Source organism: Ferrovibrio sp. (genome assembly GCF_035304305.1).
Taxonomy (GTDB): Bacteria; Pseudomonadota; Alphaproteobacteria; order Ferrovibrionales; family Ferrovibrionaceae; genus Ferrovibrio.
Genome location: NZ_DATGQG010000152.1, coordinates 15022 through 31857, shown reverse-complemented (window position 1 = coordinate 31857; position 16836 = coordinate 15022). Strand labels below are relative to the sequence as shown.

The following is a 16836-nucleotide window of genomic DNA, read 5'->3' as shown; positions in this document are numbered from 1 at the left end:
ATCCTCCCCGCCTGTTGGTGCTGGCCACAGCAGAGGAGGACCTCATGGACAAGAATCGTGTGGAAGGCGCCGGCAAGCAGGCCAAGGGCGCCGTGAAGGACGCGCTCGGCAAGATGACCGGCGACAGCAAGCTGCAGGCTGAAGGCAAGGCCGACAAGGTGGAAGGCAAGGTGCAGAACACCGTCGGCGGTGCCAAGGATTCGATCCGCGACGCGGTCAGGAAACACTGACCGGACTCTTTCGAACGGCGGCCGGAGCGCTGCAGGCTCCGGCCGCCGTCACTTTCTCCCGCCCGCACCGCACCGGCATTTTGCCGCAGTTTCCCGCCGGGCGTTTTCCGCCCTTCCATTCCTTTATATGATCCGCGCCATGAACGCGGATTTCGCCCTGCAGCCTTCCCGCGCCGGCCTTTCGGTGGCGGCACTCGCCGCCTTGACGCTCGGGATCGCCTTCCTGTCGCAATACGGCTTCGGCCTTGCCCCCTGCGAACTCTGCCTCTGGCAGCGCTGGCCCTATGGCGCCGCGATAATCTTCGCCCTGGCCGCCCTGGTCATGCCGAAGCTGCGCCCGGCCCTGCTGGCGCTGGCCGGCCTCAGCGTGCTGGTGAGCGGCGGCATCGCCGTCTTCCATGTCGGCGTCGAGGAGAAATGGTGGCAGGGTCTGCCGGGCTGCTCCGCCGCGCCGACGCCGAACAGCATCGAGGCGCTGCGCGCGCAGCTGCTGACGGCGCCGGTGGTGCGTTGCGACGAGGCCGCCTTCCGCTTTCTCGGCCTTTCCATGGCCGGCTGGAATGTGCTCTGGTCGATCGTCCTGGGCGGCTTCGCGCTGTTCGCCGCGAAGCGCGCCCGTGCGGAGACGACGTGATGACGAAGCCGCGCCGCCGCCTCGCCGGCGATCCCGATCCGCGCCAGCTGGTTGAACGCATCCTGCGTGTGGACCATGCCGGCGAATACGGAGCCAAACGCATCTATGACGGCCAGCTTGCCGTGCTCGGCCGTTCGCCGTCGGCGCCGACCATCCGCCACATGGCGCAGCAGGAGCAGGAACATCTCGACGCCTTCGACCGTCTGCTGCCGCAGCGCCGGGTGCGCCCGACCCTGCTTTCGCCGCTCTGGCATGTCGGCGGCTTCGCGCTGGGTGCGGTATCCGCGCTGATGGGCGAGAAGGCCGCCATGGCCTGCACCGAAGCCGTCGAGGATGTCATCGACCAGCATTATGCGCGGCAGATCGAAAAGCTCGGCGATGCCGAGCCGGCGCTGCGCGAAACCATCGCGCAGTTCCGTGCCGACGAGATTGCCCATCGCGACACGGCGCGCGCCGAGGGCGCCGCCGAGGCGCCGGCCTATGAGCTGTTCTCGAAGGGCGTGAAGGCAATTACCCGCACCGCCATCTGGCTGTCGGAGCGGATTTAACCCCTTCACACTCCCGCTGCTTCGGCTGGGAGGGTGAGGGCTATCCTTCAGTTTCCCAGCGCTTCCTTCGCGGCTTTCGCGATCTCGTCCGGCGTCATGTCGCGGATATGCGTCGCCACGCCCCAGGTGACGCCGTAGGGGTCGAGCAGCTTGCCATAGCGGTCGCCCCAGAAGGCATCCATCGGCGGCATCAGGATGCGCGCGCCGTGTTTCTCGGCCGCCGCCATCACCGCATCGACGTCTTCGACATAGAGATGCACGCCGACGCCGGCGCCGTCGCGCGCAGGCGCGGGAGTGTTCCATTCGGGAAAACTGTCGGCCAGCATCAGCCGGGCATCGCCGATCCGCAGTTCGGCATGCACGACCCGCTCGCCATCCGGCGCCATCAGGCGGTAAACCTCCTCCGCCCCGAAGGCCCGCCGGTAATAGTCAATCGCCTTGGCGGCGTCAGTGATGGTGAGATAGGGCGTGACGGCGGTGAAGCCGTCGGGAATTGCAGAAACCATGAACACGTCTCCCGGCAGATGTCGGACAGACGATGCAGCGCGGCCGGCTGCAATGCAAGGTCAGGGCTCCAGTTCGCTGTCCCAGTAAAGGAAGTCGCGCCAGCTGTCGTGCAAAAAATTGGGCGGGAAGGCCCGCCCGTTGCGCTGGAGTTCCTGTACGGTCGGCATATGGGGCCGGGTACGCGGATGCATGTTGCAGTCATGCGGCATGCGGCCGCCCTTGGCCAGATTGCAGGGCGCACAGGCGGCAACCACGTTGTCCCAGCGGGTCAGCCCGCCGCGCGAGCGCGGGATGACATGATCGAAGGTGAGTTCCTGGCGGCTGCCGCAATACTGGCAGGTGAAACGGTCGCGCAGAAACAGGTTGAATCGCGTGAACGCCGGACGCCGCGCCGGCGCGATGTAGCGCTTGAGCGCCACCACGCTGGGCAGACGCATGGAAAAGCTGGGCGAGCGGATTTCCTGGTCGTATTCGGAGAGGATCGTGACGCGTTCCATGCAGACCGCCTTGACCACTTCCTGCCACGGCCAGACCGAGAGCGGGAAATAGGAAAGCGGCTGATAATCCGCATTCAGCACCAACGCCGGACAGGACTCAGGGGTCATTCACACTCCCGGACCAGGTTGCGTCACTGAACACTACAATATGCGGGGTGACGGCTTCATGACAACCACCATAATTTGCGCACGTCTTCAGCCCTTCGCCCGGAGCGATTCGGCCAGAAAAGCGCCACCGATCTGCAGGCCGTCCGGGGCAATGCCGTGCGCCATGCCGCGGGAGACATGCCAGCGCGCCGGGCATCCGGCAGCGTTCAGGCCATGGATGGCGGCGAACATCGCTTCCACGGGAACGATGTCGTCGACATCGCCATGGATCAGATAGATCGGCGGCCGGCAGCGGATCTCGTCCTTCAGCGCATCGGCGCCAAGCATGGCGCCGGAATAGCCGAGGATCGCCGCCGGACCCGGCGAGCGGCGCAGCCCGACATGCAGCGCCATCATCGTGCCCTGGCTGAAGCCGACCAGGGCGAGGCGGCTGCCGTCGAGACCATGCGTCGCCAGCTCGGCATCGAGGAAGGCGTGCAGCGCCGGCGCGGCCTGCTCGGCGCCCGCCTGCATCGTGGCATAGATGCCGGCGGCCTGCTGCGGATCGCGGCGCAGCAGGTTCGGATCATACTGGTCGAGCGCGAACCATTGCCGCCCGCCGCCCATGCCGGGCGGAAAGCCCGGAATCATCGACGGGGCATGCGGCGCGGCAAACGCCGCATCCGGCAGCAGCTGGCGCCACTGCGCGCCGAGTTCGATCAGGTCGTTGCCGTCCGCGCCATAGCCGTGCAGCAGCACGACCAGCGAGCGCGCCCTGCCGCTGGCAGATGGCAGTCTGGGGCCGTCGAGCATGGCATCTCCTGTTCGTGGTGGCCGCAACAAACCGGCGGCCGCGGATGACAACACGGGGCGGCCTTCCTAAGCTGTGGTCGGGTTTCCATGCAGTCTGACATCGTCACACGTTTCGCGCCAAGCCCGACCGGCTATCTGCATCTCGGCCATGCCTATTCGGCAGGGATCGCCCATGCGCGCGCCAGAGAATCCGGCGGTCGTTTCCTGCTGCGCATCGAGGATATCGACGTCACGCGCTGCCGCCCGGAATACACCGCCGCGATCCTCGAGGACTTCGCCTGGCTGGGCCTGCGCTGGGAGGAGCCGGTGCGGATCCAGTCGCAGCATTTCAGCGACTACACCGCCGCGCTCGAAACACTGAAGCAGCGCGGCCTGCTCTATCCCTGCTTCTGCACGCGCAGACAGATCCAGGCGGAGATCGCCGCCGCCGGCCATGCCCCGCACGGCTTCGAGGGGCAGGTCTATCCCGGCACCTGCCGGAGCCTGAGCACGACTGAGCGCGAGGCGCGCATCGCCGCCGGCGAGGCCTATGCGCTCAGACTCGACATCGCCGCGGCCTGCGCGCAGATCGGTCGCTGGCCGCTCGTCTGGCGGGACGAAAGCGAGGGCATCCAGAGCGTGACGCCAGGCCTGCTGCGCGACGGTTTCGGCGACGTGGTGCTGGCACGCAAGGAAACGCCGGCCAGCTATCATCTCTGCGTCACCCACGACGACGCGCTGCAGGGCATCACGCTGGTGACGCGGGGCAGCGATCTCTTTGCCGCCACGCATCTGCACCGGCTGCTGCAGGCATTGTTCGACTGGCCGGTGCCTGCCTATGCCCATCACCGGCTGCTGCTGGACAAGAGCGGCGAGCGGCTGGCCAAACGCCGCAACGCGCCGCGCCTGCGCGACCTGCGCGCAGCCGGTATCACGCCGGCTGAGGTCTGGCGCCAGGCGGGGATTCAGCCTGACCGGGACGCCGGCGGTTGACATTGGCGCAGGCCGATTGTACTCTTTATGTTCCTGCCGCCGCTTTGGCGTCCTGCCGTTGTCGGACATCGTGAATCGGATGGATGACATACGACCGTATGCCAGACCCGGCATGGCTGGCGCTTCACCGGCTGTCCCAACGGGACTCAACGGGATTCAACGGGACTGAACGGGACTCAACTGGCCCTCAACGGGATTGAACCGGACTGAACTGGCTCCCAACGGGACTCAACTGGCTCCGAACGGGATCGAACCGGCTCTGTCGGGCTCAGGAAAATCAGCGGGTTGGCCGAAAAAGGGGCGTCCGGGCATGGTTTTCGGCGCGGTCGGGGGTTCGGCCAGCCTGAAAAAAGAATGCCCGGGACAGGCCCGGGCATTCGGATCGGGTGAAGAAGCCGCCCGTTCAGTGGCCGAGCGGGATCGCGTAGGTCAGCGCCACGCTCTCGGTGCCCGGGTTGCTGTCGTAGATGCTGGCATTCGAGATGTGGTTGATGCTCAGGCCCAGCCGCGAGCGGTTGTCGAAGCGGTAGCTCAGCTCGAGCTGCGAGCGGAACTGGATGGTGCCGCCGAGATCCTTGCCGTCGCCCTCGCGATAGAGGCCGGGGGCGAAGCTCGGGGTCAGCACCCAGCGGCGGCCGAAATAGATGTCGACCAGCACGCCGGCATAGCCGTGCACCGCCTCGTCGGTGGTCGCCATCACGCCGGCAAAGGGCTTGAAGATCCAGAACTTCTTGTCGTGGCGATATTCGATGCGGGCTTCGGCGGCCTCGTAATTGTCATTGATGTCGTAATAGCCGGCCGAAAGCGCCAGGAAGGCCGGGTCATCGGCCCGGGCCGCAGACGGAATGACCAGCAGGGCCGCCACCAGCAGCGCGACTACGGAAACGCCTCTACGCATTGTCGGAATTCCCCCCCGGAAAGCGCACCGGCAGAGCACGCCGGCAGAGCCGAATACTAGCCACGGCAAGGGGTTAAGCCAAGCCTGATACCGGGAATGGAACAGCCCCGCTGTAATCTCGCCACATTTTTGCGGCAGGAAGCCCGCCATGCGACTGCTCCGCCGCATCCTCCTCTCCCTTGTCCTGCTGATCCTTGCCGTCCCCGCCCTCTATGGCGCGGCAGCGCTGGCGCTGGGGATGATCGAGGCGCCCTGGCGCGAGCCGCTGCCCGGCCAGGAGCGCGTTCCGGTCTACCTCCTGTCCAATGGCTGGCATGTCTGGCTCGCCCTGCCGCTGCGGCATGGCGAGGGCGAAAGCGCGGTCGACTGGCGCGCATGGCTGCCGGAAACCGACTTCGCCGCCGATGTCAGCGGCCGCGACTACATCGCCTTCGGCTGGGGCGACCGGGACTTCTATCTTCATACCCGCCGGCCGGCCGATTTCCGTCCCAACCTTGCCGTGGCGGCCCTGCTCGGCCGCGGCCCCGCCGCGATGCATGTGATGCGGGTACCGGAACCGGATGCCGATTCGGGCTCGGTCCGGCGCATCGAGGCCGATCTGCTGCAGTACCACGCCCTGGTCGCCTATATCCGGAAGGGTTTCGCGCTGGGCGGCAACGGCCGGCCGCGCCCCATTTCCGGCGCCGCCTACAGCGGCACGGATGCCTTCTACGAAGCGGTCGGCCGCTACAGCCCGATCCGCACCTGCAACGAATGGATCGGCGCGGCGCTGCGGGCCGCGGCCCTTCCAGTCGGCCTCTGGACCCCCTTCCCGTTCGGCCTGATGAGCCAGCCATGAGGACCACCTGCCAGCCCGTTTCGGGCCGCATCGCCCCGCCGGCGGTGACCAGACCGTGGTCGTCTTGCGACTCAGCCCCAAAGGGGCTAAATCAGCCGCAAAACTTGTTCCGGGGCATTCCCGCGCCCCGCTGTCTGCCACCCCATCCCATCGGAGAACGAGAAAATGACGGTTCGGGTTGCGATTAACGGTTTCGGCCGCATCGGCCGCAATGTGCTGCGTGCAATCATCGAGAGCGGCCGGACCGATATCGAGGTGGTGGGCATCAACGATCTGGGCCCGGTGGAAACCAACGCGCATCTGTTCCGCTATGACAGCGTGCACGGCCGCTTCAACGGCGAGGTGAAGACCAAGGACGGCGCGATGGATGTCGGCCGCGGCTGGATGAAGGTCACTGCCGAGCGCGACCCGGCCAAGCTGCCCTGGAAGGAACTCAACGTCGACGTCGCGATGGAGTGCACCGGCATCTTCACCGACCGCGACAAGGCCGCCGCGCATCTCACCGCCGGCGCCAAAAAGGTGCTGGTCTCGGCGCCCGCCACCAACGCCGACCTCACCGTCGTCTACGGCGTCAACCACGACAAGCTGAAGCCCGAGCACACCGTGGTGTCGAACGCCTCCTGCACCACCAACTGCCTCGCCCCGGTCGCCTACGTGCTGCATGAAGCCATCGGCATCGAGAAGGGCTACATGACCACGATCCATGCCTATACCGGCGACCAGCCGACGCTGGATACTCTGCACAAGGATCTCTACCGCGCCCGCGCCGCGGCGCTGTCGATGATCCCGACCACCACCGGCGCCGCCAAGGCCGTTGGCCTGGTGCTGCCCGACCTCAAGGGCAAGCTGGACGGCTCGTCGATCCGCGTGCCGACGCCGAACGTGTCGCTGATCGACTTCAAGTTCGTGGCGAAGAAGAACACCACGGCCGAGGAGGTCAACGAGGCGATCAAGCGGGCCGCCGCCAACCGGCTCAAGGGCATTCTCGACGTCAACGACGCGCCGCTGGTCTCCAGCGACTTCAACCACAACCCGGCCAGCTCGACCTTCGACCTGCGGCAGACCCAGGTGATGGAGGGCAACCTCGTCCGCGTCGTGTCCTGGTACGACAACGAATGGGGTTTCTCCAACCGCATGGCCGACACCGCGATCGCGATGGCGAAGCTGTAAGCAGGCTGCCCAGATGCCCCGCTTCCGTACGCTCGACGATGCCGATGTCGCCGGCAAGGTGGTGCTGACCCGGGTCGATCTGAACGTCCCGATGAAGGACGGGAAGATCACCGACGATCTGCGCATCAGCCGCATCCTGCCCACCCTGCACGAGCTTTCGCGCAAGGGCGCCAGGGTGGTGGTCCTGTCGCATTTCGGCCGCCCGGACGGCAAGCCGGTGCCGGACATGTCGCTGAAACCGGTGGCCGCCGCGCTGGCCACCGCGCTCGGCTCGCCGGTCGCCTTTGCCGAGGACTGCGTCGGCGCGCCGGCGAAGGAGGCGATCGCCAAACTGAAGCCCGGCGGCATCGTGATGCTGGAGAATACCCGCTTCCACGCCGCGGAGGAAAAGAACGACCCTGCCCTGGCGAAGGAAATGGCGGCGCTCGGCGACATCTATGTCAACGACGCCTTCTCCTGCGCCCACCGCGCCCATGTCTCGACGGAAGCGCTGGCGCATCTGCTGCCGGCCTATGCGGGCCGCAACATGGAAGTCGAGCTGAAGCATCTCGAGGCGGCGCTGATCGCCCCCGAGAAGCCGGTCGCGGCGGTGGTCGGCGGCGCCAAGGTCTCGACCAAGCTGGAACTGCTGGGCAACCTGCTCGGCCGGGTCGACAAGCTGATCATCGGCGGCGGCATGGCCAACACCTTCCTGTTCGCGCAGGGCCGCGAGATCGGCAAGAGCCTGTGCGAGAAGAACATGGCCGATACCGCACGCGACATCCTGCGCGAGGCGGTGGCGCGCGGCTGCGCCGTGCTGCTGCCCGACGACGTCGTGGTGGCGAAGGAATTCAAGGCCGGTGCCGCCAGCAAGGTGGTTCCCGCCGACCGCTGCCCGGCCGACCAGATGATCCTCGATATCGGCCCCGTCTCGGCCTCGCGGCTGGGCACCCTGCTGGCCGATTGCCGCACGCTGGTCTGGAACGGCCCGCTCGGCGCCTTCGAGACGCCGCCCTTCGATGCCGGCACGGTCATGGTGGCGCGCACGGCGGCGGCGCTGACCGCGTCTGGCCGGCTGCTCAGCGTGGCCGGCGGCGGCGACACGGTGGCCGCGCTGCGCCATGCCGGCGTGGCGGAAGAGTTTTCCTATGTTTCCACGGCAGGTGGCGCCTTCCTCGAATGGCTGGAAGGCAAGGAATTGCCGGGAGTTGCGGCGCTGGCGAAATAGCCGGCCCCCAAATTGTCACGTGCGAAGACCGGGCGACCGGAAAAGACTAACAGGACAGCATCGGGAGCTGACACCATGAATCTCAAGGAACTGAACCAGATCGCAGAAGCGATGGTGGCGCCGGGCAAGGGGATCCTCGCCGCCGACGAAAGCACGGGCACGATCGAAAAGCGCCTGTCCAGCATCAACGTGCCGAACACGGAAGAGAACCGCCGCGACTATCGCGAGATGCTGTTCACCACGCAGGACTGCGAGAAATACATCTCGGGCGTCATCCTCTATGACGAGACCCTGCGCCAGAAGGCCAAGGATGGCACCCCCTTCGTCGAGATCCTGAAGAAGAAGGGCATCGTGCCGGGCATCAAGGTGGACAAGGGCACCGTCGACCTACCGGGCAGCAACGGCGAGAAGATCACCGAGGGTCTCGACGGCCTGCGCAAGCGGCTGCAGGAATACCACCAGCTCGGCGCCCGCTTCGCCAAGTGGCGCGCGGTACTGAGCATCGACGAAGCGGCGGGCAAGCCGTCGCGCCAGGCGCTGGTCGCCAACGCCGAGGCGCTGGCCCGCTATGCCGCGCTCTGCCAGGCCGAGAACATCGTGCCGATCGTCGAGCCGGAAATCCTGATGGACGGCGCGCACGGCATCGACGTCGCCTTCCGCGCCACCGAGCGCACCCTGCATACCGTGTTCGAGCAGCTGGCGCTGCATAACGTCGCCTTCGAGGGCATGATCCTGAAGCCGAACATGGTGATCCACGGCGAGAGCTGCAAAACCCCGGCCAGCGTCGACGAATGCGCGGATGCGACCGTGAAGGTGCTGCTGCGCACCGTGCCGGCCGCGGTGCCGGGCATCGCCTTCCTCTCCGGAGGCCAGTCGGACGAGGACGCCTCGGCCCATCTCGGTGCCATGAATGCGCGCAATCCGAACCTGCCCTGGAAGCTGACCTTCTCCTACGGCCGCGCCCTGCAGGCCCTGCCGCTGAAGCTCTGGGGCGGCAAGGCGGCGAATGTCGCCAATGCGCAGAAGGGCTTCCTGCACCGCGCCCGCCTCAACAGCCTGGCGGCTTCCGGCAAGTATGAAGCCAAGCTGGAGCAGGAATTCAAGGCGGCGTAAGTCGCTGCCTCAGTTCTGCTGCACCTCATCGGGCCCCTGCAGAAATGCAGGGGCCTTTTCCGTTCGCCTGCGGCAGATCGCGCGAACCTCCCGCCATTCCTCCGGGCTGAGCACCTCCCGGCCGCGCTGCCGCGCCGCCGCGAAGAAGGCTGCCCGTTCGGCATAGCTCGGATGACTGCTGGAGAAGAAGGCGACGTCGCCCTCCAGTCCGCTGTTGCGCGCCATGTAGTGTCCCAGAGCGCCGGGGTCCATGCGGGCCCTCGCAAGCATGGCGACGGCGAACCGGTCCGCCTCGCGCTCCATCTCCCGGCTACGCAGCGCCGGACCGCTCCGTGTCCCTGTCAGCAGGTAGTTCCAGTTCGTCAGCGGCGTATTGAACAGGCCGCCCATGACCGCGAGCCAGGCGGCAGCCTCCATCTCGAAACGGGTATGGTGACGCTGCTCGTTATGGCCGATCTCATGCGCGATGATGCCGGCAAGCTCGGTCTGGTTCTTCAGTTCGTCGAGCATGGTGCTGGTCAGCACGACATAGCCGCCGCTCAGGCTGTAGGCATTGTCGATCAGGCTGCTGATCACGATGATTCTGGGTTCGAACGTCAGCGAAGCATCCTGCACCAGGGTTCCGACCAGCCGCTCCAGCGCATCGCGCCCCGGCTGGTGCACGCAGTATTCCAGCCGTCCGGAACTGCGCCGCTTGTTTCTTTCGACGAAGCGTTCGAAGCGGCGCTCGGACTCCCTCACTTCCTGCTGCACCGAGCGCATGCCGCTCGCCTCGCTGATCAAAGTCGGGAGAAGCCACGCGAAGACGGCGCCGGCACCAAGACAGAGCATGCCAACGGCCGCCAGATATCGCGACAGCTCGCGCAGGCGGAACCGCAGATGCGGCCGCCCGATCGCGGGACCGAGCCTGGCCAGCTCGCCGGCGGCCACACGCAGCCGGGCTGAGGATCCATCCGTGCGGCGCAGAATTCGGTCGCAGCCGGCCCCCGCCGCAGGTTCCACCACAATGCCGCCGCGCGGCCAGAAGAGCATGACGTCAGGCAGGGCGATGGTCAGACCCGAAGGCATGGCCGTCACCTCGGCGAAAATCCGTTTCGCGGAGACGCCGTCGAAATACTGCGCAAGGCAGCGCACGGGCTCAGAGGAAGTGGGCATAACCAAGGTCCGCAATCCCGGCCGGAAAGGCCACCTGCTTCCGGTCCTCGCCGCCCGCCTGTTCTGCCGCCGTGACATTGATCACCGCGACCGATGGCAGCAGCTGCTCCATCAGCGGCCAGAAGACGAACCGCAGATGCAGGTATCGCGCGGCAAGCCAGGCCGCGAAAATCATCGCCGAGGCAAGCCAGACGAAGGACGTGTAGCCCAGTTCGCCGAAGAAGCCGGTCTCGGCGCCGCCGGTCAGAAGGAGAAGAAGGAAGGCTGCGCAGACGAGACCTTCGACCCACAGGATGCCCTGTTGCAGGCGATGGGTCGCATAGGCGCCATCAAGACGGCAATAGAACCGGATCGGACCCAGAGCGCAGCCATTCACCAGCCAGCGCAGCCAGGCGATGCGGAACTGCATCAGTCCCGAATAGAGCCACAGGCCTCCGGCAACCCAGAGCAGGATCAGTCCGGCTTCATTCCGCACCATCTCGTCGAAAGCGAGTTCCAGCTCCCATGGCAGCGCGGCAGGGTGCCAGTCCCGCTCGAACAGGACCCAGAATGCCGCCGCGTAGAGCGGCAGGACATGCACGAGCCAGATGCGACGCCATTCCGGCTCCAGCTGCTCGGCCCTGCCGGTGAAGCCGCCGCGCAGTCCGCCCCATCGCGTGAAGCGCCACCGGTACGCCGCGAGCGCTCGGCATGCCCTGGGTACACACAGACCGGCGGACAGCAGAAACGCCACGGCCCAGGAGAGCCACAGAAACCCGAACTGCAGCATGCTGCCATCCTGCCGGCCGGTGACGCCCCGCCACGCCAGGCGGGACAGCAGATATCCGCGCGCGGCATATCCCGCGACGCCGTAGCCGAAGGCGAGCGCCCCGCAGATGGCATAAGCCAGCAGGACGGAACCGGCAGCTTCGGCCTCAGCGACAGCAAGCAGTGCTGCCGCTCCCGCGGCGACCGGCGCCAGCAGGCAGAAGGACAGCGCGAAGCCGACGAGCAGTTCGTGCGGCTTTCCGCGGTAGTCGAGCGGATCCCCGTCGATCTCTATCGCCGTGAAGAAAAGACGGCGCAGACGGGAGCGGGTCCAGAAGCGCGCCAGCCGCAACGTGACCAGATCGAGGAGGGTCGCCACCATAAGCGCGTCCTCCCAGTCCTTTCCCGGTCTGAAAGCAATCCGGCCCGCCATTAACTCCTCCGGTAGTGCATACAATTTGATGCACGTCTTATGAGAGTATTTGAGGGGAATTAGAGGAACAATGCAAGGTCAAAAAAAGCCCGGATGCGGAGCATCCGGGCTTCCTCTGAAGATTCAGAGACTTACGCCGCCTTGGGCTGCGCCTCGATGACGGTACCGGCATTGGCGGCCGTGGTGATCGGGATCTGCCGCGGCTTCTTGGCTTCCGGCACCTCGCGCTTCAGCGCGATATGCAGCAGGCCGTCCTTCAGCTCGGCGCCGGTCACCTTCACGGTATCGGCCAGTTCGAAGCGGCGCTCGAAGGCGCGCCGGGCGATGCCGCGATGGAGCACAGTCACCTGCTCTTCGGGCTTCGGCTGCTCGGCAGCCTTGCCGGAGATGATCAGGCTGTTTTCCTTCACCGTGACGTCGAGTTCGTCCGGGCGGAAACCGGCCACCGCCATGGTGATGCGGTAGGTGTCTTCGCCGCGTTTCTCGATGTTGTAGGGCGGGTAGGAAGCCGCCGCGTCGTCAATCCGGTTCGCCAGATCGAACAGGCGGTTCACATGATCGAAGCCGATGCTGGAGCGCAGCAGGGGAGAGAAATCGAAAGCACGCATGGTTCATCCTCCTAAAGCGATGAAGCGTTCAATGAGCGGCCCGCATCCTCCGTCCCGGAGACATCGCCAGACCGCGGTTCCACCGGACCCCATCCGGGCATCCGGTACGCCTTGCATTTAGGAAGCGGAAAAACCCCGTTCAAGAGGCCGGAAAATGCGCCCTTTCGCGCTCAGCCGATCGAGACCGGAAACCACTTGAAATCGGACAGCGACCGGCCGCGGAGGAAATCCACCACGTGCTTGGGGCCGACATATTCCGGCGCCAGGTTGACCCCCTGGGCGGCCAGCACGACGGTGCTGTTCTTGAACAGCGGTCGCATGGCGGCAAGCGATTTTGTCGCCATTTCGTTGGTGGCAATCGATGCATAGGCGACGTAAATCACCGTGATCACTTCATCGCCCAGCTTGAAGGAAGCGGATTGATAGGTTTGGGCCATCGGCGTCGCGCTAGTCTGGCGGCTCCCCCCGGAGCCGATTCGCGGGCCTAAACTAGCAGGCAGGATGCGGCTGGCGCCACGTAAAGCAGCAGCGGCTTCAATTCAACTGCTGCGGGCGCACAGTACGCTGAAAGCCCCAAACAAAAAGGGCGGCCGCAGGGGCCGCCCCGTCGGATCGTATCCGGAGATGCTTACTTCTTCAGGCCGAAATTGCCGAAGCGCTTCTTGAACTTCGCCACCTGGCCGCCGGCCTCGTTCAGGCGGGCCGGGCCGCCGGTCCAGGCCGGGTGCGAGCTGGAATCGATGTCCAGCACCAGGGTGTCACCCGGCTTGCCCCAGGTCGAACGGGTCGTATAGACGGTCCCGTCGGTCATCTGGACCTTGATCTCATGGTAGTCGGGATGGATATCCGGCTTCATAACGCGTCTCCCGGGCGCGCACCGCGCCCCGTCAATTTCTCAGTCGGGCGGGGTTATAGCCAGAAGCCTCCCCCCCTGCAAGGGCAATGGACGGCCCAAAAAGGGCCGGTACGGCTCCATTCGGCAGCGCCCCTCCGCCGCGGCGCATTACGGCCGGCAGGCTCCGGCCTGCATTGTCCCGGTCGCCCCCGGTCGCTATAACCGCCCGATATTCTTGGCTGACCGGACAAAAATGCCCCAACCGTCAGATTCCCGGCGCCCTTCCCTCGGCGCGCTCCGCCGCGTCCTGGTGTTTGTCGCGCCCTACCGCTGGGTCGCCGTCGGCGCGGGTGTCGCGCTGGTTGTCGCCGCGGGCGCCGTGCTCGGCATCGGCCAAGCGATCCGGCGCGTGATCGATGTCGGCTTCGGCGCCGGCAACGGCACCTACCTCGACCTCTATTTCGGCGCGCTGTTCGGCGTCGTCGTGGTGCTGGCGCTGGCGACCTTTGCGCGCTTCTACCTGGTCACCTGGCTCGGCGAACGCGTCGTCGCGGATATCCGCAAGGCGGTCTACAGCCATGTGCTGCGGCTCAGTCCGGCATTTTTCGAATCCACGCGCACCGGCGAAGTGCTGTCGCGGCTGACCACCGACACCGAACTGATCCAGACGCTGGTCGGCTCCTCGGTCTCCGTCGCCCTGCGCAACCTGCTGCTGTTCTTCGGCGGCGCCACCCTGCTTTTCATCACCTCGCCGCGGTTAGGCCTGCTGGTCGCGCTGGTGATTCCGTTCGTCGTGCTGCCGATCGTCATCCTCGGCCGCCGGCTGCGCCGGCTGTCGCGCGAAAGCCAGGACCGCATCGCCGATCTCTCGGCCCAGGCCGGCGAGACGCTGAACGCGATCGCCACCGTGCAGGCCTATACCTTCGAGACCCGGGAGGCCGCCCGTTTCGGCGACAACGCCGAACTGGCCTTCGCCACCGCGGTCAGACGCACGCGGGCTCGCGCATGGCTCACCGCACTGGTGATGCTGCTGGTCTTCGGCGCGGTGAACGGCGTGATGTGGATCGGCGGCAAGGCGGTGTTTGCCGGCGAGATGTCGGCCGGCGAACTCTCGGCCTTCGTGTTCTACGCCGTGATCGGCGCATCGGCGCTCGGCGCGCTGTCGGAAGTCTGGGGCGACGTGCAGCGCGCGGCCGGCGCCGCCGAACGCCTGATGCAGCTGCTCGCCACCGAACCGGGCATCCGGGCGCCGGAAAAGCCGCTCGCGCTTCCCGCCCGGCCAGCCGGCGCACTGCAGTTCGATGTCGTGGAATTCCGCTACCCCGCCCGTCCGGACACCCGGGCGCTGGACGGCCTGTCACTCGACATTGCCGCCGGCGAGACGGTGGCGATCGTCGGCCCGTCCGGCGCCGGCAAGACGACGCTGTTCCAGCTGCTGCTGCGTTTCTACGATCCGACCTCCGGCTGCATCCGCTTCGACGGCATCGACATCACGCAGCTCGACCCGGTGCGCCTGCGGCAGCATATCGGCCTCGTGGCGCAGGAGCCGGTGATCTTCGGCGCCTCGGTGGCCGACAACATCCGCTACGGTCGGCCGGAGGCGAGCGACGCGGAAGTGCGGGCTGCCGCCGAGGCGGCGGCGGCGCACGGCTTCATCCAGACGCTGCCGCAGGGCTACGACACCTATCTCGGCGAACGTGGCGTGCGGCTCTCCGGCGGCCAGCGGCAGCGCATCGCCATCGCCCGCGCGCTGCTGCGCGATCCGCCGGTGCTGCTGCTGGACGAAGCGACCTCGTCGCTGGACGCGGAATCCGAACGCAAGGTGCAGATGGCGCTGGAGCGCCTGATGCAGGGACGCACGACGCTCGTCATCGCGCACCGGCTGGCCACCGTGCAGAAGGCCGACCGCATCGTGGTGATGGATCACGGCCGCATCGTCGCGGCGGGCCGCCACGAGAGCCTGATGGCGGAAGGCGGCCTCTATGCCCGCCTCGCGCGTCTTCAGTTCATGAGCAACCACCCGGAAGGACCGCCAGCCGATGCGGCGTAGACGGCGGAACGAAAAGCCGCTGCAGCGGCGCCTGATGCGTTTCTGGTGGCGCTTCATCCTGGTGGCGCTGCTGGTCTATGTCGGCTACTCGGCCTGGCTCGGCGGCGCCTATCGCGATGTCGAGCCCTTCGTGGCCGGCGAATGCCTGCCGGTCGACGCGCCGGCCGGACCGGAAGACCTCGTCATGCTGCCCGATGGCAGCGCGGCGATCGTTTCGGCGCAGGACCGCCGCGACCGCTCCGCCCCGGGCGCTCTCTGGTATTACGACCTGCGGGAAACGCCGGGCCGCTTCACCCGCCTCGAGACGCCCGGCAGCTTTCCCTTCCATCCGCATGGCATCGCCCTATACCGGGCCCATGACGGGCAGATCTTCCTCCAGGTGATCAACCACCGCAGCGAGGACCGCCATACCGTCGAGATCTTCACGCTCCAGGCCGGCGATGGGGGCGTGCCCTTGCTGCACCATCGCGGCAGCGTGGCCAGCGGGCTCTTCGTGCATCCGAACGGCATCGCCGCCGCCGGGCCGGAAGCCTTCTATCTCACCAACGACCGCGGCTCGGGTCCACGCTGGATGCACATGGTGGAAAACCTGCTGCAGCTCACGCGCTCGAACGTCATCTATCATGACGGCCGCGGCGCGAGGGTGGTGGCGGAGGACATCGCCTTCGCGAACGGCGTCGAGCTTTCGGCCGACGGCGGTACGCTGCTGGTCGGCTCGACGCTGTGGCGCATGATGCTGACCTATGCGCGCGATCCCCGCAGCGGCGCGCTGGTCCGCAACGGCAGCCTGGCCATGCCGGGCGGCGTCGACAACATCCACCGCGATGCGGCCGGCGACCTCTGGGCCGCCGTGCATGTGAACAGCTTCGCCTTCATCGGCCATGCCCGGAATGCGGAGAAGCAGGCGCCCAGCCAGGTGCTGCGGATCGGCCGCGATGGCCGCGGTTCGATGCGCGTGCAGGAGGCGTTCGGCGATCCCGGCGGACTGCTGTCGGCCGCCAGCACCGCCGCGCATCACCAGGGCCGCGTGCTGATCGGCGCGGTCTTCGACAACCGCATCCTCGACTGCCGGATCGATCCCGCCCGGATGCGCGACGCCGGCTGAGTCAGAATCCGTAGGCGCTGCACTGGTCGACGCGCAGCACGCTTTCCTGACGGAACTGGGCCTTGTAATCGGCGGCAATCGCCTCCAGGCGGCTATGGCTTTCCGCGTCATCCGCATGCAGCACCAGCAGCACGCGGGTCGGTTCGGACACGGCTCGGCCCGTTGACGGCGAGCGCCACAGCCCCTGCCCGTCCATCACCGTGAAGCCGTCGGGAAAGCGCGGCAGGATCGCGCGCTCCACGAAAGCGCGCCACGCCGCTTCGTCCACGCGCTCGCCGTCCTCGCCGATCGCGGCGCCGAAGTACAGCTGCGTGTGGTTGCGGCAGGCCGGCGCAGCGGCGCAACCGGCCAGCAGAAGGACGCTCGCGGCAAGCAGGACGGCGCGCATC

Annotated in this window: 20 protein-coding genes; 10 read left to right on the top strand and 10 right to left on the bottom strand. The window is 66.9% G+C overall.

Annotation, left to right across the window (positions count from 1 at the left end; translation table 11 throughout):
* Window positions 1–44: 44 nt before the first annotated feature.
* From VKZ87_RS16710 to VKZ87_RS16700, 3 genes are all read left to right on the top strand, one after another.
* Window positions 45–230: a CsbD family protein gene (locus VKZ87_RS16710; RefSeq protein WP_324222406.1), complete on the top strand. Its 186-nt coding sequence runs from the start codon at window positions 45–47 to the stop codon at window positions 228–230.
* 139 nt (window positions 231–369) lie between these two features.
* Complete coding sequence (locus VKZ87_RS16705; protein ID WP_324222405.1) at window positions 370–864, top strand: disulfide bond formation protein B; 495 nt, start codon at window positions 370–372, stop codon at window positions 862–864.
* The gene (locus VKZ87_RS16700) at window positions 864–1412 is read left to right on the top strand and encodes a demethoxyubiquinone hydroxylase family protein (protein ID WP_324222404.1); all 549 of its coding nucleotides are present in this window, start codon (window positions 864–866) and stop codon (window positions 1410–1412) included. Before VKZ87_RS16705 ends, VKZ87_RS16700 begins: the two co-directional genes overlap by 1 nt.
* A gap of 47 nt (window positions 1413–1459) precedes the next feature.
* On the opposite strand, the gene VKZ87_RS16695 is transcribed toward VKZ87_RS16700, so the two are convergent.
* The 3 genes from VKZ87_RS16695 to VKZ87_RS16685 all read right to left on the bottom strand — a co-directional run bounded on the left by VKZ87_RS16695 (window position 1460) and on the right by VKZ87_RS16685 (window position 3316).
* On the bottom strand, window positions 1460–1918 hold the full coding sequence (locus VKZ87_RS16695; protein WP_324222403.1) for a VOC family protein: 459 nt from the start codon (window positions 1916–1918) through the stop codon (window positions 1460–1462).
* A gap of 60 nt (window positions 1919–1978) precedes the next feature.
* Window positions 1979–2524 (bottom strand): HNH endonuclease, encoded by a 546-nt coding sequence (locus VKZ87_RS16690; protein ID WP_324222402.1) that lies wholly within the window; start codon window positions 2522–2524, stop codon window positions 1979–1981.
* 87 nt (window positions 2525–2611) lie between these two features.
* Window positions 2612–3316 (bottom strand): alpha/beta hydrolase, encoded by a 705-nt coding sequence (locus tag VKZ87_RS16685; protein ID WP_324222401.1) that lies wholly within the window; start codon window positions 3314–3316, stop codon window positions 2612–2614.
* Between the two features lie 87 nt (window positions 3317–3403).
* Here VKZ87_RS16685 and gluQRS point away from each other — a divergent pair, with 87 nt between their 5' ends.
* Window positions 3404–4288 carry a tRNA glutamyl-Q(34) synthetase GluQRS gene (gluQRS, locus tag VKZ87_RS16680; RefSeq protein WP_324222400.1) on the top strand — a complete coding sequence of 295 codons (885 nt, stop codon included), beginning with the start codon at window positions 3404–3406 and terminating at the stop codon, window positions 4286–4288.
* Window positions 4289–4691: 403 nt separating this feature from the next.
* Here gluQRS and VKZ87_RS16675 read toward each other — a convergent pair whose 3' ends face one another.
* Window positions 4692–5186, bottom strand: coding sequence for an acyloxyacyl hydrolase (locus VKZ87_RS16675; RefSeq protein WP_324222399.1), 495 nt, complete (start codon window positions 5184–5186; stop codon window positions 4692–4694).
* 148 nt (window positions 5187–5334) lie between these two features.
* Here VKZ87_RS16675 and VKZ87_RS16670 point away from each other — a divergent pair, with 148 nt between their 5' ends.
* The 4 genes from VKZ87_RS16670 (at window position 5335) to VKZ87_RS16655 (ending at window position 9514) form a co-directional block, all read left to right on the top strand.
* Window positions 5335–6024, top strand: a complete 690-nt coding sequence (locus VKZ87_RS16670; RefSeq protein ID WP_324222398.1) for a TIGR02117 family protein — start codon at window positions 5335–5337, stop codon at window positions 6022–6024.
* 165 nt (window positions 6025–6189) lie between these two features.
* Complete coding sequence (gap, locus tag VKZ87_RS16665) at window positions 6190–7194, top strand: type I glyceraldehyde-3-phosphate dehydrogenase (protein WP_324222397.1); 1005 nt, start codon at window positions 6190–6192, stop codon at window positions 7192–7194.
* A 13-nt stretch (window positions 7195–7207) separates the two neighbouring features.
* Window positions 7208–8401 carry a phosphoglycerate kinase gene (locus tag VKZ87_RS16660; protein ID WP_324222396.1) on the top strand — a complete coding sequence of 398 codons (1194 nt, stop codon included), beginning with the start codon at window positions 7208–7210 and terminating at the stop codon, window positions 8399–8401.
* Window positions 8402–8476: 75 nt separating this feature from the next.
* The gene (locus tag VKZ87_RS16655; RefSeq protein WP_324222395.1) at window positions 8477–9514 is read left to right on the top strand and encodes a class I fructose-bisphosphate aldolase; all 1038 of its coding nucleotides are present in this window, start codon (window positions 8477–8479) and stop codon (window positions 9512–9514) included.
* A gap of 9 nt (window positions 9515–9523) precedes the next feature.
* Here the strand turns inward: VKZ87_RS16655 and VKZ87_RS16650 are convergent, their stop codons facing one another.
* The 5 genes from VKZ87_RS16650 to rpmE form a co-directional block, all read right to left on the bottom strand.
* The gene (locus VKZ87_RS16650) at window positions 9524–10669 is read right to left on the bottom strand and encodes a M48 family metallopeptidase (RefSeq protein WP_324222394.1); all 1146 of its coding nucleotides are present in this window, start codon (window positions 10667–10669) and stop codon (window positions 9524–9526) included.
* Window positions 10653–11798: a DUF898 family protein gene (locus tag VKZ87_RS16645; RefSeq protein ID WP_324222393.1), complete on the bottom strand. Its 1146-nt coding sequence runs from the start codon at window positions 11796–11798 to the stop codon at window positions 10653–10655. Before VKZ87_RS16645 ends, VKZ87_RS16650 begins: the two co-directional genes overlap by 17 nt.
* A gap of 182 nt (window positions 11799–11980) precedes the next feature.
* Window positions 11981–12457, bottom strand: coding sequence for an Hsp20 family protein (locus tag VKZ87_RS16640; RefSeq protein ID WP_324222392.1), 477 nt, complete (start codon window positions 12455–12457; stop codon window positions 11981–11983).
* Window positions 12458–12627: 170 nt separating this feature from the next.
* Window positions 12628–12894: a hypothetical protein gene (locus VKZ87_RS16635; protein ID WP_324222391.1), complete on the bottom strand. Its 267-nt coding sequence runs from the start codon at window positions 12892–12894 to the stop codon at window positions 12628–12630.
* A 191-nt stretch (window positions 12895–13085) separates the two neighbouring features.
* The gene (gene rpmE / locus VKZ87_RS16630) at window positions 13086–13313 is read right to left on the bottom strand and encodes a 50S ribosomal protein L31 (RefSeq protein ID WP_324222390.1); all 228 of its coding nucleotides are present in this window, start codon (window positions 13311–13313) and stop codon (window positions 13086–13088) included.
* A 232-nt stretch (window positions 13314–13545) separates the two neighbouring features.
* On the opposite strand from rpmE, the gene VKZ87_RS16625 reads away from it, so the two are divergent.
* On the top strand, window positions 13546–15342 hold the full coding sequence (locus VKZ87_RS16625; RefSeq protein WP_324222389.1) for an ABC transporter transmembrane domain-containing protein: 1797 nt from the start codon (window positions 13546–13548) through the stop codon (window positions 15340–15342).
* Entirely contained in the window at window positions 15332–16447 is a 1116-nt protein-coding gene (locus tag VKZ87_RS16620; protein ID WP_324222388.1) for a hypothetical protein, read from the top strand. Before VKZ87_RS16625 ends, VKZ87_RS16620 begins: the two co-directional genes overlap by 11 nt.
* Window position 16448: 1 nt before the next feature.
* On the opposite strand, the gene VKZ87_RS16615 is transcribed toward VKZ87_RS16620, so the two are convergent.
* Window positions 16449–16835, bottom strand: coding sequence for a DUF3574 domain-containing protein (locus tag VKZ87_RS16615; protein WP_324222387.1), 387 nt, complete (start codon window positions 16833–16835; stop codon window positions 16449–16451).
* Window position 16836 lies beyond the last annotated feature (1 nt).

What these genes read in the sequence shown, in the direction of transcription:
- VKZ87_RS16710 (WP_324222406.1), top strand. Translation starts at nt 45, where the DNA reads ATGGACAAGAATCGTGTGGAAGGCGCCGGCAAGCAGGCCAAGGGCGCC.
- VKZ87_RS16705 (WP_324222405.1), top strand. Translation starts at nt 370, where the DNA reads ATGAACGCGGATTTCGCCCTGCAGCCTTCCCGCGCCGGCCTTTCGGTG.
- VKZ87_RS16700 (WP_324222404.1), top strand. Translation starts at nt 864, where the DNA reads ATGACGAAGCCGCGCCGCCGCCTCGCCGGCGATCCCGATCCGCGCCAG.
- VKZ87_RS16695 (WP_324222403.1), bottom strand. Translation starts at nt 1,918, where the DNA reads ATGGTTTCTGCAATTCCCGACGGCTTCACCGCCGTCACGCCCTATCTC.
- VKZ87_RS16690 (WP_324222402.1), bottom strand. Translation starts at nt 2,524, where the DNA reads ATGACCCCTGAGTCCTGTCCGGCGTTGGTGCTGAATGCGGATTATCAG.
- VKZ87_RS16685 (WP_324222401.1), bottom strand. Translation starts at nt 3,316, where the DNA reads ATGCTCGACGGCCCCAGACTGCCATCTGCCAGCGGCAGGGCGCGCTCG.
- gluQRS (WP_324222400.1), top strand. Translation starts at nt 3,404, where the DNA reads ATGCAGTCTGACATCGTCACACGTTTCGCGCCAAGCCCGACCGGCTAT.
- VKZ87_RS16675 (WP_324222399.1), bottom strand. Translation starts at nt 5,186, where the DNA reads ATGCGTAGAGGCGTTTCCGTAGTCGCGCTGCTGGTGGCGGCCCTGCTG.
- VKZ87_RS16670 (WP_324222398.1), top strand. Translation starts at nt 5,335, where the DNA reads ATGCGACTGCTCCGCCGCATCCTCCTCTCCCTTGTCCTGCTGATCCTT.
- gap (WP_324222397.1), top strand. Translation starts at nt 6,190, where the DNA reads ATGACGGTTCGGGTTGCGATTAACGGTTTCGGCCGCATCGGCCGCAAT.
- VKZ87_RS16660 (WP_324222396.1), top strand. Translation starts at nt 7,208, where the DNA reads ATGCCCCGCTTCCGTACGCTCGACGATGCCGATGTCGCCGGCAAGGTG.
- VKZ87_RS16655 (WP_324222395.1), top strand. Translation starts at nt 8,477, where the DNA reads ATGAATCTCAAGGAACTGAACCAGATCGCAGAAGCGATGGTGGCGCCG.
- VKZ87_RS16650 (WP_324222394.1), bottom strand. Translation starts at nt 10,669, where the DNA reads ATGCCCACTTCCTCTGAGCCCGTGCGCTGCCTTGCGCAGTATTTCGAC.
- VKZ87_RS16645 (WP_324222393.1), bottom strand. Translation starts at nt 11,798, where the DNA reads ATGGTGGCGACCCTCCTCGATCTGGTCACGTTGCGGCTGGCGCGCTTC.
- VKZ87_RS16640 (WP_324222392.1), bottom strand. Translation starts at nt 12,457, where the DNA reads ATGCGTGCTTTCGATTTCTCTCCCCTGCTGCGCTCCAGCATCGGCTTC.
- VKZ87_RS16635 (WP_324222391.1), bottom strand. Translation starts at nt 12,894, where the DNA reads ATGGCCCAAACCTATCAATCCGCTTCCTTCAAGCTGGGCGATGAAGTG.
- rpmE (WP_324222390.1), bottom strand. Translation starts at nt 13,313, where the DNA reads ATGAAGCCGGATATCCATCCCGACTACCATGAGATCAAGGTCCAGATG.
- VKZ87_RS16625 (WP_324222389.1), top strand. Translation starts at nt 13,546, where the DNA reads ATGCCCCAACCGTCAGATTCCCGGCGCCCTTCCCTCGGCGCGCTCCGC.
- VKZ87_RS16620 (WP_324222388.1), top strand. Translation starts at nt 15,332, where the DNA reads ATGCGGCGTAGACGGCGGAACGAAAAGCCGCTGCAGCGGCGCCTGATG.
- VKZ87_RS16615 (WP_324222387.1), bottom strand. Translation starts at nt 16,835, where the DNA reads ATGCGCGCCGTCCTGCTTGCCGCGAGCGTCCTTCTGCTGGCCGGTTGC.